Origin of the sequence: Soonwooa buanensis, from assembly GCF_900167905.1 — a bacterium.
Taxonomy (GTDB): domain Bacteria; phylum Bacteroidota; class Bacteroidia; order Flavobacteriales; family Weeksellaceae; genus Soonwooa; species Soonwooa buanensis.
Map to the genome: position 1 here is coordinate 1 of NZ_FUYZ01000018.1, position 14,696 is coordinate 14,696.

At 30.9% G+C, this 14,696-nt stretch carries 17 protein-coding genes; 16 read left to right on the plus strand and 1 reads right to left on the minus strand.

What is annotated here, in order from left to right:
- Positions 1–771 precede the first annotated feature (771 nt).
- Positions 772–1,593, minus strand: coding sequence for a S24 family peptidase (locus B5X62_RS15050; RefSeq protein ID WP_144038408.1), 822 nt, complete (start codon positions 1,591–1,593; stop codon positions 772–774).
- 81 nt (positions 1,594–1,674) lie between these two features.
- Here B5X62_RS15050 and B5X62_RS15055 point away from each other — a divergent pair, with 81 nt between their 5' ends.
- From B5X62_RS15055 to B5X62_RS15120, 16 genes are all read left to right on the plus strand, one after another.
- Positions 1,675–1,953: a hypothetical protein gene (locus B5X62_RS15055; RefSeq protein WP_079668308.1), complete on the plus strand. Its 279-nt coding sequence runs from the start codon at positions 1,675–1,677 to the stop codon at positions 1,951–1,953.
- Between the two features lies 1 nt (position 1,954).
- Entirely contained in the window at positions 1,955–2,098 is a 144-nt protein-coding gene (locus B5X62_RS15545; RefSeq protein WP_159447662.1) for a hypothetical protein, read from the plus strand.
- A 1-nt stretch (position 2,099) separates the two neighbouring features.
- A complete protein-coding gene (locus tag B5X62_RS15060; RefSeq protein WP_079668309.1) occupies positions 2,100–2,309 on the plus strand; it encodes a hypothetical protein in 210 nt (69 codons plus the stop codon).
- 73 nt (positions 2,310–2,382) lie between these two features.
- A complete protein-coding gene (locus tag B5X62_RS15065) occupies positions 2,383–5,784 on the plus strand; it encodes a carbohydrate binding domain-containing protein (protein ID WP_079668310.1) in 3,402 nt (1,133 codons plus the stop codon).
- Positions 5,785–5,803: 19 nt separating this feature from the next.
- The gene (locus B5X62_RS15070) at positions 5,804–6,115 is read left to right on the plus strand and encodes a hypothetical protein (RefSeq protein ID WP_079668311.1); all 312 of its coding nucleotides are present in this window, start codon (positions 5,804–5,806) and stop codon (positions 6,113–6,115) included.
- 148 nt (positions 6,116–6,263) lie between these two features.
- Positions 6,264–7,091, plus strand: coding sequence for a DNA adenine methylase (locus tag B5X62_RS15075; protein WP_079668312.1), 828 nt, complete (start codon positions 6,264–6,266; stop codon positions 7,089–7,091).
- A gap of 58 nt (positions 7,092–7,149) precedes the next feature.
- Positions 7,150–7,959 (plus strand): GLPGLI family protein, encoded by an 810-nt coding sequence (locus tag B5X62_RS15080; RefSeq protein WP_159447663.1) that lies wholly within the window; start codon positions 7,150–7,152, stop codon positions 7,957–7,959.
- 284 nt (positions 7,960–8,243) lie between these two features.
- Complete coding sequence (locus B5X62_RS15085) at positions 8,244–8,468, plus strand: hypothetical protein (protein WP_079668314.1); 225 nt, start codon at positions 8,244–8,246, stop codon at positions 8,466–8,468.
- A gap of 3 nt (positions 8,469–8,471) precedes the next feature.
- Positions 8,472–8,792, plus strand: a complete 321-nt coding sequence (locus tag B5X62_RS15090) for a type II toxin-antitoxin system RelE/ParE family toxin (protein ID WP_079668315.1) — start codon at positions 8,472–8,474, stop codon at positions 8,790–8,792.
- Between the two features lie 280 nt (positions 8,793–9,072).
- Positions 9,073–10,026 (plus strand): Fic family protein, encoded by a 954-nt coding sequence (locus B5X62_RS15095; RefSeq protein WP_079668316.1) that lies wholly within the window; start codon positions 9,073–9,075, stop codon positions 10,024–10,026.
- Positions 10,027–10,353: 327 nt separating this feature from the next.
- Entirely contained in the window at positions 10,354–11,280 is a 927-nt protein-coding gene (locus B5X62_RS15100) for a transglutaminase domain-containing protein (protein ID WP_221405235.1), read from the plus strand.
- 275 nt (positions 11,281–11,555) lie between these two features.
- On the plus strand, positions 11,556–12,143 hold the full coding sequence (locus B5X62_RS15105; protein ID WP_079668318.1) for a zeta toxin family protein: 588 nt from the start codon (positions 11,556–11,558) through the stop codon (positions 12,141–12,143).
- A complete protein-coding gene (locus B5X62_RS15580) occupies positions 12,127–12,273 on the plus strand; it encodes a hypothetical protein (protein ID WP_185116725.1) in 147 nt (48 codons plus the stop codon). Before B5X62_RS15105 ends, B5X62_RS15580 begins: the two co-directional genes overlap by 17 nt.
- A 231-nt stretch (positions 12,274–12,504) precedes the next feature.
- Positions 12,505–13,548 carry a tetratricopeptide repeat protein gene (locus B5X62_RS15110; protein ID WP_079668325.1) on the plus strand — a complete coding sequence of 348 codons (1,044 nt, stop codon included), beginning with the start codon at positions 12,505–12,507 and terminating at the stop codon, positions 13,546–13,548.
- A gap of 292 nt (positions 13,549–13,840) precedes the next feature.
- Positions 13,841–14,173, plus strand: a complete 333-nt coding sequence (locus B5X62_RS15115) for a type II toxin-antitoxin system RelE/ParE family toxin (protein ID WP_079668319.1) — start codon at positions 13,841–13,843, stop codon at positions 14,171–14,173.
- Position 14,174: 1 nt separating this feature from the next.
- Positions 14,175–14,501 (plus strand): helix-turn-helix domain-containing protein, encoded by a 327-nt coding sequence (locus B5X62_RS15120; RefSeq protein ID WP_079668320.1) that lies wholly within the window; start codon positions 14,175–14,177, stop codon positions 14,499–14,501.
- The last annotated feature ends 195 nt before the right edge of the window (positions 14,502–14,696 follow it).

Sequence of the window (14,696 nt, forward strand, 5' to 3'; positions counted from 1 at the left end):
AAATGTATAATAGAAAGATTTGTAATATTTATCCGCCGCTGCTTTTCATATTGTTTTTTTTCATAATTTAGACAATCTGAAAAAGCATCGGCTCCGTTTGGTCTGAACTTGAACATTCGTTCAACTTAAGCCCGCACTTCGCCAATACTTTTTCCGTTGTCTGCAATGCTTTCAAAACACTCGTCAACAAACACTTATGAAAAATTATTTTATTTTAGTTCTATCATTTTTTAGTCTTTTTTCTTTTTCACAAACAAAACGATTTGTACCCCCCACCAAACGAAATGTCCTAAACCAGCACTAACAAAAAAAGCCTAAAAGCACGATAAACACAAGAAAAAAGCCTAAAAAAACCAAAATTCTGGACACGAAACAAAATGTCATTAATTACCATTTAATTACCATTTAAACCAATATTAAATACCATATAAACCCGCACATCTTCGGGTTTTATTATTTTATAGGTTAATATCTACCACACGCCCACCAAATGGGCGTTTATGCTTTGTTATACTAGCCAAAAACCCACCAAAAAAGCCAGAAAAATAAGGAAGTGTAGATTTTACAAAATAATACTTAGACATACCTTTAGGCATACCTTTAGGCATACCTTATCCTTGTATAAAATTATCAACTGAATTATATAAATGTGTTAGAAAATATAAAAAAAAGACCTAAAAACACAAACTCACACCCCTATTTTACAAGTGTAATAACAAGAAAACCACTGATAATCAGTGGTTTTTATAGTACTTTATTAAAATAAGGCCCTCATTTCGCTAAATATTGTTTTAGTTCTTGTAGATCTGCCTCCAAATCATTCATACGATCATACACATCTGCTGGATCAGGAAGTTGAAAGTTAAGATGTAGTTTGATTTCCCAAACTTCCTTTATTGTTGATGGTTCAATGTTTTGCGTTGGAAAGTTTCTCCTATTATCGGATTTACAGATTAAGTTATTATATTTCTTTATTCTGTTAATGCATCGTTTTACGAGACCATCTTCTATATCATTTGAAATGATAGCATATATCTGATTGTCTTTAATCCCTGTTATCCAATTTTCAACAAATTGTCCAACGACATAAGATTTATTAGGAAGTGTAGGAAACATGGAATTACCTTCTATCTCAAACATTCGAAATATACCATTATTGAGACCAGGTAATCGAAATGTTGGAAGCTCCTGTATGAAATTAGGATCATTATAGCCTTGCAGGTAACCAGCTTGTAGTTTCTGAGGAACCAAAACAATATTATCAACATTATGTGCATTAACTGTGATAATCTTTGGTGCTTGGTTTTTGTAGTTCTGTGAAGATATCATTTGTGATTCATTTATTATTCCATTTTTACGTGGGATCATCTCACCCTCTCCAGTTACAAGCCATTTATTGTCAATTTCAACAAACTTGTTTGAAATATCATTTAAAATATCGAAGGAAGGACTAGTATTTTCTTTCTTTAGCCTATTAATCTTCTCAGCAGAGCTATATCCGAGCCATTCTCTAGCAAATTCATTCACACTATTTATACCGTAGTAGTCAATGATTTGGCTAATTCTTTCAAAGAAGTTTGTGTTTTTTTTCATTTTTCCTTGTTTTATTTCAAACTTGTTTGTAAGTTTGCTACATATTTGAGACAAAAATAAGACAAAAAATTAAATTCAAACATGATGGAAACAATTAATTCAAAATTTGTGAAAAAAGACAACCAACTAAAAATCAATTTCGTTCCGTCAACACCTGAAGAGAAAAAGCACCTACAAAGATTGAAAGAATTGATTAATCAAAAACGACATGGAGATTGGGAGGAAGTTTCAAGCATTGTTGGAATACCAACACGTTCCGTTGAGAAGGCATTTGTGAGAGTTTATTCAAAAAACCATTTCAAAACAGTAGATGCGCTAGAACAGGTAATCGAAAATCGTAAGAATCATTTAAAACAATAATATGAAAAAAGCACTTCACTTCATTTACAGAAAAGTAAAACACAAGTCTAATCCAGTAACTGATGTTGCCACAAAAAGACAAGAAATAGCCATCGTAACCGAGATTTTCGGATTCGTAATTAACACAACTTATAAAGCTTTGTAATATGGCATCACTATTTGAGTTTTTCACTGAAGACCAAATTGAGTTAATCAATACAGCGTTAGAAGCACAGGAAAAAAAATGGCTAGCAGTCAATAGAAAACCAATCCAAGGTTATGGAAAAGCTTCTGAATATGTAAAGAAAGAAAAAGCTTTAGATAAAGCCAAAGAGTTTAAAGATATACTCAATATCATCTCAGAAAATTTATTCTAATCCCAAACGGTTCTTCGGTGGTTCGACTCCACTGCTGGGAACAATTTAAAGAACTTTTAAATCAAGTTTAAAAATGTATCAATTCTACAATAACATATTAACTGTACCCGCTAGAGCTTTATATGAGGATTTGGATGTAATGTCTAAGTCTAATTATGACAAGCTTTGTCGTCTTGGTAAGATTGATAGAGTTAGACAAGGTAAAGGTTTAGATAATCATGCTTTAGTAGATTTTGAGAGTCTTCCTGAGCGTTTCAGAGTTGATGTTGTTAAAAAGTTAGGTTATCCACCACGTAAAACCGTGCAAAATCTAATCCTTAACTATTTCAAAGACGATTACGAGGCTGTTGATTTTTACGCCAGTTATAAGTTGGATGATTTTACAAGTTTAAAACCTGAAAAGCAGGATGAGTATGTTAAGAACGCTCAGATGCTTTGGGCGTTGGATGCTTACATTAAAGACATGAAGTCTTTCCGTAAAGCTCGTGGTGGTTCTATTACAAAGATTTGGCAAGATGCAGCGCAAGCATGCAAAGAGGTTAAAGATTATGTAGGTCACACTTTGCCAGGCACCGACAGAAGACTTCGCGAAAAATTAAGCGAATTTCTAGAGCAAGGTTACATTGTATTGGTTTCAGAAAAGTTTGGAAATAAAAACTCAGTTGCCGTGAAAGACAACCAACAAGAAGCTGTATTACGTGAGCTTTTCCGCAAGTGGCAAGGCTTTGATAATGTACAAATAGCTGATCAATATAACCCAGTTGCAAAGGCTCTAGGTTGGGCGACACTTTCGCCCAACAGCGTAGGAAATTACCGCAAAAAGTGGTCAACGAACACGATTAGTTTCTCTAAAGGCATCAAAGAATTTGATAATAAAATAAAAATGCAGATTAAACGTAAGGCTCCTGAATATGCTATGGCATACTGGACGCTTTCCGACGGAATTATCGATGCTGCTGAAGCTATTGCAATCGAAAAGTATATTAATCAAATTAATACGGAACAAAGCGATCTTTCTCAAAAGTATCAAATAATTTATAATGACGTTAACCTCACGGGAAGTTCAAAGACGGAGCTGGCAACAGCATGGGGAACTTCTGTAGCATCAGGAACTGGCTATCTGGGAGCTCATAAAAAATTAATAAACTCAATATTTACAGCTATTGCTGACGGTAAAACCACAGAAACTGAAAAACTAGATGTTGACACTAAGTTTACAAATTATAAAGAACAACTATCTATTTTAACGGCTAAATTTCAAAATGCAATCACATCAATAGGGAATGAAAGAATTAATGCTATACAAGTAGGAGGGAGGAATTTGCTGCGTAATACGAATTTTGAAAAAAATATTAATCACTGGGTCAGTAATGGCGTAGCAGGAGTTACAATTAGTTGGAATGCACAAGAAAAAGCAATATTTATTGACAACAATAATACAAACGGTGCATTTATGCAATTTGTACAGCTTGAGAAGGGTCAATATATCTTAAGTTTTATGGTAAAGCCTACATATCAAGCAGGTGGAAATTATAATGTCTCAATTTCATCTCCAAATTCAGATAATCCATATGTTTCTATACATACAAATAATGAATGGAAAAAATACATTATTATTCTTAATTTGACTGGTGTAAGTAATTATCTTGCTATACTTCCAAATGCTAGTCAAAAACTATTGTTTAAAAATATAAAATTAGAAAAAGGAAATAAAGCAACCGATTGGACACCAGCTGTGGAGGATATTGAAGACAATATTAGTGATGCACAAAATACAGCCAATAATGCAATAAGTATCTTAACCGATATTGGTAGTGATAACAAGTTAACTGCCTCAGAAAAACAAACTACCTTAAATGAATGGAATAGAATAAAATCTGAGTATACAAGTAATTATACTTTAGCAGCTAGTTTGCTTTTGTCAGTGACATCTTATCAATCTGCATACAATTCTTTAAATAATTACTTATCACCTTTATTAACCGATCTTACTTCTACTTCAAATATTAATGGAGATATTTTTAGAAATATTTTTAAGAATTATTATGACCAGAACATTGCGATTGTCATATTAATTGGAAAGACTCAAATTAATAACTTGCAGATAGGTGGACGTAACTTACTTAAAAACTCTGATTTCAAAAACGATATTAAAGAATGGCATGCATTAGGCTTAGGTGAAATTATTGAATGGAAATCTAATAATAATGGTTGTATTTTTTTGAATAACAATGCAAACCGAGGAGGTTTCTATCAGTCGTTTGAATTCGTTTCAGAAATTTACACAGTCTCATTTGAGGTTATGCCATTATTTCAAAATGGGTCTATACCTTATTCATTAGTTATATCAATTGCGGGAATCTCTAAAAAAATCGATATACACTATTCTAATGATTGGAAAAAATATTCATTAACGATAGATGATAGCGGACTGAATGTTAACAAAATTTTTGCACTTCAAGCTTTAGGCGAACAGCAACTACTTTTTAAGAATATTAAACTAGAAAAAGGGAACAAAGCGACTGATTGGACTCCTGCACCTGAAGATGTTGATGAGCAAATAAATGCGGCTAATCAACAATCAGCCAATGCCATTGCTCAAGCTCAAAATGCTATGAACACAGCTGCACTAGCTAATCAAGTTACGAGCTTCCTAAGTACATCAGTTAACCAAAATGTAGTGGCAACAGGCACTTTATTGGTTGGAGATGTTAACGGAGCCAATGCAATGATATCAGGCGTTACTGATCAACCGAACGGAGAAAGCATTCGCTTTGCTGCTGGAAAGCCTTATGATCAAAAGTATCTTTCACCTTTCCAAGTGCTAGACAATGGAATGATACGTTTTGTAAATCCTTTAACAGGTCAAAAAACGTTTGAACTTGGATTTAATCAAAATACAGGAAAAGTAGCATTTGATATTTATAACGATAATGGAATAAAAATAGCATCTATAGGAAGTCAAGGGATTATGTTCACAGGTTATATTCCTGAGAGTTATACAAAACGAAATTTTAGAAAGCTTAACACTACGAGTTTTACACAATCTGAAATTTCCGCAGAGCTTGTAGCTGGAATTATGCAAAAATTTCATACTGGAAATTATCCCCCAACAGGACCAGCAACTGACACTACTCAATTTATGTATGATATTGGATTAAATGTTAATATGCTTACTTATGAGTATTATGAGGGGCGAAACTTTGAGAGTGCTGACAACTCTCAATATTCAGGATTTTATACTTCAAAAAATAAATTTGGGGATAAAATTCCTAATGGAATTTATTTAAAACAATTTGTAATGGGTGGGTACACACAAATGTCAACTAATCACTATAATATAAATTATTGGTGTGAAGCTTATCTAATTCAAGACGGAAGAATAGTATCAAGTATGGAAATTTTTAAAACAATCAATATTTCATCGATTCCGACAAGAGGTACAGCATTTCCGCCAGAAGATTATGAACAATAAAAAATAAATATTAATATATATGTCATTAGAAATCATTAGCACTTCTATCACAGTGCAAGCAAAAGAAACAGTTAATGAAAATACAATTAAGTACGCATGGAATTTTATTGAAGGTGGTTTGCCACAAGCTATCAACTTCAATGTACAAAGGGGGATTGTAGGTGGGGATAATCCATTTACAGGAAACAATGTAATATCAGGTGCTTACTACCCCGAAAATGGTAAGTATGATGTTCAGAATAACAATTTTATAGACGGTGATCTTACTTTGTATCAAAGTATTTTAACTACTTGTCAAAGTATTGTAACTGATGTACAAACTAGAGGATAAAAACATCCTCCGCTTTTAAAAATCTCTGACCACTTTTAAAACGAACCCGCAGGCTACGGAGGACTTATGTCTTCTGGAGCTTGCGGGTTTTGTCGTTAGTGGTCAGAGTAGCAAAGATAATAATAAACAATTTTAAAAACTAATATTTATGAAACAGTACACACAAGCCCCTTTACCGTTTCAAGGGCAAAAGAGAAGATTTTTAAGACCATTTAAAGAAGCTTTAGATCAATTTAGTTCTACGGCTACTTATGTCGATTTATTTGGAGGTTCGGGACTATTAAGCCATACAGTTAAACAGTATTATCCAAAATCCAATGTGGTATATAATGATTTTGACAGCTATTCTGAAAGGATAAGAAATGTTGATAAAACAAACGCTTTATTAAGGGATATTAGAATAATTTGTGCCAAATCTCCTGTACGTAAAGAACGATTAAGTGAAGAGTTAAAACTTGAGATTATTTCAAGAATTGAAAAAGAAACAGGATTTGTGGATTGGGTTACGATTAGCTCAAGTCTTTTATTCTCCATGAATTATGTTATAAACTTTGAGCAACTAAAGAAAGAAAACTTCTATAATAAGGTTAGATTAAGCGATTACACTGCCGAAAACTACCTTAAAGACGTTGAGGTTGTGAGAAAAGATTATCGTGCATTATTTGAGGAATATAAAAACCATTCTAATGTTGTTTTCTTAGTTGATCCGCCATATTTGAGCACCGATTGCTCAACATATAGCCGTCCAGACTACTGGAAACTTTCGGATTATCTCAACGTTCTCAAAACAATTGAAGACCAATCTTATTTCTATTTCACATCAAACAAAAGTCAAATTATAGAGCTGTGTAACTGGATGGAAACAAACAGCTATGCTCGCAATCCTTTCGCTGATTCAACTACCGTGAAAGTTAATACCTCATTAACCTATAACGCCTCTTATGAAGATATTATGATCTATCGAAATAACGATTAAACGATGTTTAAATCAAATTTAAAAGCGACCTACATGGTCGCTTTTTTTGGACATTTCGTTGAAGTATTTTGGACATTTGGATTTGGCGATTATATTTGTTTATGAATTAAAGTATAAATCTGATTCGCTACAAAAAGAATATGGAACCCAAGAAATGGTTTTGGACATCAATCCAAAAGAAGTTAAGTTTTATGAATATGGTTTTATCGAGAGTGATTCATTAATGAAACTTCCTGACCATCAGTATGATCAGCATACTAGTCAAACAGGACAATCTTTGATTAGAAAAAGAGATGCAAATGTAAATTTGAATTTTGAACAAATTAGAATGATGCCATTTTACTATGTTTTTGAAAGTAACGATGTAATAAATTGGAAAATTCAAAAAGATACCAAAACATTAGCTAACTACAAATTACAAAGAGCTACCACAAATTTTGGTGGAAGAAAATGGAATGCTTGGTTTACTACTGACATTCCGATTTCGGAAGGACCATATAAATTTAGAGGTTTACCAGGATTAATTTTATTTGTTGAAGATGAAAAACAAAATTTTGTTTACAGTTTTGTACGAAATAAAAATTTATCAGAAACATATGATACTAGTAAATTTTTAGAAAGTCATTATTCGATGAATCCAATAAAGGTAAATTATAAAACATGGGAAAAATTAAATCTTGATTTTTATAATGATCCATATTCTAGAATGAGAACTGATTTTCAACCCGATTGGAATGTTGAAATTAATGGAAGAAAAATAAAGAAGAAGGAAGAATTTAACGAATTAACAAAATCAACTCAAGCTGATATAAGAAAATATTATAATCCTATTGAGATAGATAAAGCATTTCATTATCCTAATAATTAGCACTGCAGACAACATTGTATTGGCAAAATGCGGGGTTAAGGTATAATTGAACTACTCTACTTTTTTACACGCCGCTGCTTTTCATATTGTTTTTTTTCTTAATTTAGACAATCTGAAAAAGCATCGGCTCCATTTGGTCGTTCTTGAACTTTTAGTTCTTCGAAATCCCGCACTTCGCCAATACTTTTTCCGTTAGCAGAAATCTTGTGAAAATAGAACTTTAAATATATAATCGAACAAGATTTCAAATATTTTCATAAATTTGAATAAATAATTTTTGCAAAATGGATATCCAAACTAGAAAAATAGAATTTGTACAAGCTTTCCTAAAACTTCAAAGTGAGGAAATGATTTCTCAGTTTGAAAAATTATTGAAAAAATCTACTAAAACTGATAAAACATTAAAACCTTTCACAATAGAAGAGTTAAATGATAGAATTACAAAGTCGGAAAATGATTTTGACAATGGTAGATTTAAAACAACATCCGAACTTCTTGCTAAATACTAAATTGTGAAGTACAAAGTTGTATGGTCAAAATTTTCCGAAGAAAAAGTTGACGAAATCTTTGAGTTTTATCATGATTTGTCAAAAAGTTATGATGTTGCGCTTAATATTGTTACAAAAATACTTTTAGCTCCTGATATATTAATTGACAATCCTAGAATTGGGCAAAAAGAACAATCATTAGAAAACCGTATAATTGAATATCATTATTTGGTTGAATCTAACTGTAAGATTATTTATTCAATTGATGACAAAAGAAAATTGGTGAAAATCTCGGACGTTTTTGATACGAGACAAGATCCAGTCAAAATTGAAAGAAAAAAATAAAGACTTCTGCTAACATTGTATTGGCAAAATGCGGGGTTAAATGTTAAGTAGAAAAAGTGGAAATATTTATACGCCGCTGCTTTTCATATTGTTTTTTTCTTTAATTTTAACAATCTGAAAAAGCATCGGCTCCGTTTGGTCTGAACTTGAACAGTCGTTCAAATTAAGCCCGCACTTCGCCAATACTTTTTCCGTTGTACGCAATATTTTCCAAACTTTACGCCTTAGTTTCAGATTAAAAATATAACTTTGTGATAGTATCAAATGATAGTATCATAAAATGAAACCACCTTACGAAATAACAAGCGAAATTTTAAAATTTATTACTTCAATTTCAGAAAAAATTGGAGAAGTAAATGTTAGATTCTTAATCAAAACTAATCCAACTTTAAGAAAACAAAATCAAATAAAAACAATTCATTCTTCATTAAGTATTGAAGGAAATACGTTGACTGAAGAACAAATTACAGCAATTTTGGAAAATAAGAGAGTGATTGGTCCTGAAAAAGATATTCTTGAAGTTTTAAATGCTTTAGAAGTTTATAAAAATATCAACAATCTAAAACCTCATATCGAAAAGGATTTTCTAAAGGCTCACAAATTATTGCTTCAAAAACTAATCGAAAATCCTGGTCAATATAGAAAGCAAGGAGTTGGAATTGTAAAAGGTTCTAAAATAGAACACGTTGCACCACCTTTCGAAAATGTTCCATATTTAATGAAAGATTTATTTGAATATTTAAAAGATAAATCGGAATTAACATTAATCAAAAGTTGCGTTTTCCATTATGAAATGGAATTTATTCATCCATTTTTAGATGGAAATGGAAGGATGGGAAGATTGTGGCAAACCTTGATTTTAATGCAAGATTATGCTATTTTTGAGTTTCTTCCTTTTGAAACTTTAATTTCTAAAAATCAAGAACAATATTACTATGCTTTATCTCAATCGGATAAAGAAGGAAAATCAACAAAATTCATTGAATATATGCTTAAAATAATCGATAGTTCCCTGTCGGAGTTATTGGAAAATTCAGGCAAAAAACTTTCTGATGAAGATCGTATACATATCTTCCTTGAGCAAAATGAAAATGAATTTACAAGAAAAGATTATTTGAACTATTTCAAAGATATTTCTTCTGCAACAGCAAGTCGAGATTTAAAAAATGCAGTTGAAAATAACCTAATTGCAAAGAATGGCGATAAGAAAACGACAACTTATAGAAAACAATAATACTGCGTACAACATTGTATTGGCAAAATGCGGGGTTAAATGTAAAATAGAAAAAGTAGAAATATTTATCCGCCGCTGCTTTTCATATTGTTTTTTTATTTAATTTAGACAATCTGAAAAAGCATCGGCTTCGCTCGATCTGAATTGAACTTTCAGTTAAATCCAGCCCGCACTTCGCCAATACTTTTTCGTTAGCTGTAATTTTATCCAAACGACGTGTCAAAAATTTTTCAAGTAATTTTACTATTGTCTTTTTCGTTTTTTTTTGGACAAAACAATTTTAGAAAAATTGACAGTATTGCTGTTTCTACTAAGTACAAAGGAAATTTGAATCAACTTGTAAATAACTTAACTCAAAATCTAGATAATGAAATTGACAAAACACGAGCAATTTATTCATGGATAGTTGAAAATATTAATTATGATTACAAATTATTCAATAAAGGAAAACAAACAATAACATTCAAATGCAAAACGAAAACTGATTGCAACATACAAAAACAAGAATTTGAAAATAATCTCATCGAAAAAGTTTTGAGAAAGAAAAAAGGCGTTTGTTCTGGCTATTCTACTCTATTCAAAAAAATGTGTGATATAGCAAAAATTCAATGTTTGAATATTGATGGTTATGTGAAGACTAAATCAAGCCATGTTGGAAATACTGGAGTTTTAGATCACGCTTGGAACGCCGTAATAATAGATAACCAAACTTATTTTTTGGATTTAACTTGGGCTTCAGGATATTGCGAAAATGATACAAAAGGAAAACTTACAAATTTTGTAAAAAAGAAAAATGATTTTTATTGGTTTACTCCCATCGAAAAATTTACAATTGACCATTTTCCAAAAAATCCTGAAAAAGTTTTGAATTTTGAAATTTCCAAAGATGAGTACAAAAATCAACCATTCATTGATAACAATATAATTCCTTTAATCAAAATTTTAAATCCAACTCAAGGAATTTTAAAACCAAAAATTGGGGATTCGATCACATTCAAATTTGAATATTCAAAAAACATTGAAAAATTACAAATAAATACAAACCTAAAACGGAATCCCAAATTTTATTACACAAATAAAAACGGCGAAAGAATTTTTAATCAAAAAAATTATGATAAACAAGAATATAGTCCTTTCACAAAAAATGGAAATATTTACGAATTCACATATCTTATAGAAAATAAAGAATTGAGATATATTGAAATCTTTTTTGACTACAATATGAAAATAAAATATCTAGTCAGAATTGATTAAAAACTACAGCTAACATTGTATTGGCAAAATGCGGGGTTAAATGTATAATTGAAAAATTTGAAATATTTAGCCGCCAATATTTTTCAATTCCACATTTTTGCTTAATTTAGTTCCATTGAAAAAATATTGGCTCCGTTTGGTCTGAACTTGAACATTCGTTCAACTTAAGCCCGCACTTCGCCAATACTTTTTCCGTTAACTGCAATGCGATTTGACAATTTCCCTGTCGAAACAAAGTATTCAATTCATCCAAAATTTAATGTAAATTTGTAGCTATGAATGAAAAGAATCTTTACATAATCGCAGGTTGCAACGGAGCTGGAAAAACAACAGCTTCTTTTACGATTTTACCCGAGATTTTAGATTGTAAAGAATTTGTAAATGCAGATGAAATTGCAAAAGGACTTTCTCCTTTTCAACCAGAAAAAGTGGCGTTTGAAGCTGGGAGAATAATGCTAAATAGAATTGATGAACTATTTAAGAATCAAGAAAACTTTGCATTTGAAACAACTTTAGCAACTAAAACTTATAAACAGAAAATTAAGTTTGCGAAAGAAAACAATTACAATACTACTCTACTTTTCTTTTGGCTTAGAAATTCTGATTTGGCGAAAGAACGTGTTAAAACTCGAGTAAAAGAAGGCGGTCACAATATTCCAACTGATGTAATTGAAAGAAGATATTTGAACGGAATCAAAAATTTGTTTGATATTTATTTAGAGATTGTCGATCAAGTTTTGATATTTGATAATTCTGAGGGAAAACCAATTTTAATTGCGGAGAAAAATTTTGGAGAAGAAATTGTAATTCATAACTTAGAGAAGTTTAATGATTTAAAAAGTTATTATGACAAAAGAAGCTAAAAATATTAGAAAAACGAAAATCCTAAAAGGACTTGAAAAAGCCTATGAAAAAATGCTTGAGTTCAAGAAGGAAAAAAATAGCGAAATCGTAATTATTCGAGAGAATAAGATTGTAAAAGTAAAACCGTAATTCGCACTGCAGTTAACATTGTATTGGCAAAATGCGGGGTTAAATGTATAATAGAAAGATTTGTAATATTTATTCGCCGCTGCTTTTCATATTGTTTTTTTCTTTAATTTAGACAATCTGAAAAAGCATCGGCTCCGTTTGGTCGAAATTGAACATTTTGTCCAATTTAGCCCGCACTTCGCCAATACTTTTTCGTTAGCAGAAATGCTAAAACAATCTAACGCCACAAAAATGAAAAAAATCGGTTACTTATTATTTTTTTGTACAAACTTAATTCTTGCGCAGAACTCAGAAGAAGCCAAGAAAAAAATTAATGAGGGTATTGAGCTTCACGATGCAGGAAAATATGATGAAGCTATTTCAAAATATAATGAAGCTTTAGCGTTAGATAAAGATAATTCTTTTGCTTTAACAGAAAAAGCAATGACTTTAGAATCCGCCAAAAAGTATGATGAAGCAATTGAGATTTCTAAACGTGTTATACAATTATATCCAAATGAAGATAATAAAACCGTTTATATAACATATGGAAATGCTTTAGATCATTCAGGAAAACCTGATTTAGCTTTAAAAATATATGATGAAGGACTAAAAAAATATCCAAATTACTATCAATTATATTTTAATAAAGGAATAACATTATTTAATAGCAAGAAAAATGAAGATGCCATAAAAGCTTTTCAAAATGCAACTAAATTAAATCCGAATCATACAAGTTCTTTTAACGCATTAGCTGTATTAAATTCATCAAATAGAATTGCTTCAATTTTAGCTTCTTCTCGTTATCTTGCGCTAGACAATAAAACTGCTCGTGCAAAAGGAAATTTAGAAGCTATCATTTCTTTAATGAAAAGAGGTGTTTCGAAACAAGGAGATAATTCAATTTCATTATCAATTGACGAAAAAACACTTAATCAGGTAAATGCAAAAAAGAAATTAGAAAATGATTTTTCAACCGCAGATATGGTTTTATCAATGTCTGCTGCATTGGACTTCGATGAAAAAAATAAGAATAAAAGCGAAATTGAAAAATTTACTGATAAATTCAAAACGATGTGTGATGCGTTAGACGAATCGAAAAAAAATCAAAAAGGCTACTATTGGGAATTTTTAGTTCCTTATTTTTTAGAGATGAAAAACAAGAATTTAATTGAACCTTTTTCAAACATAATTTTTCTAACTGTAAATAATGAGAATGCAATAGAATATAATAAGAAAAATTCTGAAAGAATTAATGAGTTCTATAATTGGTCAAAAAACTATACTTGGAAATAATAGCACTAATAGCACTTCTGCTAACATTGTATTGGCAAAATGCGGGGTTAAATATAAAATAGAAAAAGTGGAAATATTTACACGCCGCTGCTTTTCATATAATCTTTTTTCCTAACTTAGCTTATCTGAAAAAGCATCGGCTCCGCTTAGTCGAAAATTGAACTAAAGTTCATTTTTAGCCCGCACTTCGCCAATACTTTTTCCGTTAGGCGAGATCGTTCTCCCACAAAAATACACACTGAAAGTTGTCAAATTTGGAAACTTTATTTATATTTGTATCAAATTATATAAGGTGAAATATTTTGAAACTAAATTTTTGGAAGATGCGAGAGATTTTATCAAAAGTCTTGATTCTAAAACTGTAAATAAAGTATTTTACAATATTGATTTAGCAGAACAAACTAATGATCCAAAATTATTTAAGAAATTGAATAATGATATTTGGGAGTTTAGAACGAGATATGCGGGACTTCAAGTGAGACTGCTTGCATTTTGGGACAAAACAGAGGGTGAAAACACTTTGGTTTTTGCAACTCACGGATTTATTAAGAAAGTGAGTAAAATTCCTGCAAAGGAAATTGATAAGGCAATAAAAATTAAGGAAAACTATTTTAAAAACAAATAAAATGGCTAAAGAAAAAATTAAATCTTATTCTCTTGACGAAATGAAAGATGAATTCATTGGAAAAAAAGGAACAAAAGAAAGAGATGAATACGAGTACGAATTAAGAATGGATGTTTTAGGAAAAATGATTAAAACTGCAAGACAGGAAAGAAATTTGACTCAAGAACAACTTGGAGAACTTATTGGAGTACAGAAATCTCAAATTTCTAAGCTTGAAAGCAGTGCAAATAGTGCAACAATTGACACAATTTTAAAAGTATTTAGAGCTTTGAAGGCTGAAATTAATTTTAATGTAAAAATTGAGAAAGATTATATACAATTAGCTTAATTACGACGTCGCCTAACATTGTATTGGCAAAATGCGGGGTTAAATGTATAATAGAAAGATTTGTAATATTTATCCGCCGCTGCTTTTCATATTGTTTTTTTTCATAATTTAGACAATCTGAAAAAGCATCGGCTCCGCTTGGTCTGAACTTGAACATTCGTTCAAATTAAGCCCGCACTTCGCCAATACTTTTTC

Excerpts from the sequence above, each read along its gene's own strand:
- B5X62_RS15105 (WP_079668318.1), top strand. The coding sequence starts at position 11,556 with ATGAATGAAAAGAATCTTTACATAATCGCAGGTTGCAACGGAGCTGGA.
- B5X62_RS15060 (WP_079668309.1), top strand. The coding sequence starts at position 2,100 with ATGGCATCACTATTTGAGTTTTTCACTGAAGACCAAATTGAGTTAATC.
- B5X62_RS15050 (WP_144038408.1), bottom strand. The coding sequence starts at position 1,593 with ATGAAAAAAAACACAAACTTCTTTGAAAGAATTAGCCAAATCATTGAC.
- B5X62_RS15065 (WP_079668310.1), top strand. The coding sequence starts at position 2,383 with ATGTATCAATTCTACAATAACATATTAACTGTACCCGCTAGAGCTTTA.
- B5X62_RS15545 (WP_159447662.1), top strand. The coding sequence starts at position 1,955 with ATGAAAAAAGCACTTCACTTCATTTACAGAAAAGTAAAACACAAGTCT.
- B5X62_RS15070 (WP_079668311.1), top strand. The coding sequence starts at position 5,804 with ATGTCATTAGAAATCATTAGCACTTCTATCACAGTGCAAGCAAAAGAA.
- B5X62_RS15120 (WP_079668320.1), top strand. The coding sequence starts at position 14,175 with ATGGCTAAAGAAAAAATTAAATCTTATTCTCTTGACGAAATGAAAGAT.
- B5X62_RS15075 (WP_079668312.1), top strand. The coding sequence starts at position 6,264 with ATGAAACAGTACACACAAGCCCCTTTACCGTTTCAAGGGCAAAAGAGA.
- B5X62_RS15110 (WP_079668325.1), top strand. The coding sequence starts at position 12,505 with ATGAAAAAAATCGGTTACTTATTATTTTTTTGTACAAACTTAATTCTT.
- B5X62_RS15085 (WP_079668314.1), top strand. The coding sequence starts at position 8,244 with ATGGATATCCAAACTAGAAAAATAGAATTTGTACAAGCTTTCCTAAAA.
- B5X62_RS15055 (WP_079668308.1), top strand. The coding sequence starts at position 1,675 with ATGATGGAAACAATTAATTCAAAATTTGTGAAAAAAGACAACCAACTA.
- B5X62_RS15095 (WP_079668316.1), top strand. The coding sequence starts at position 9,073 with ATGAAACCACCTTACGAAATAACAAGCGAAATTTTAAAATTTATTACT.
- B5X62_RS15580 (WP_185116725.1), top strand. The coding sequence starts at position 12,127 with ATGACAAAAGAAGCTAAAAATATTAGAAAAACGAAAATCCTAAAAGGA.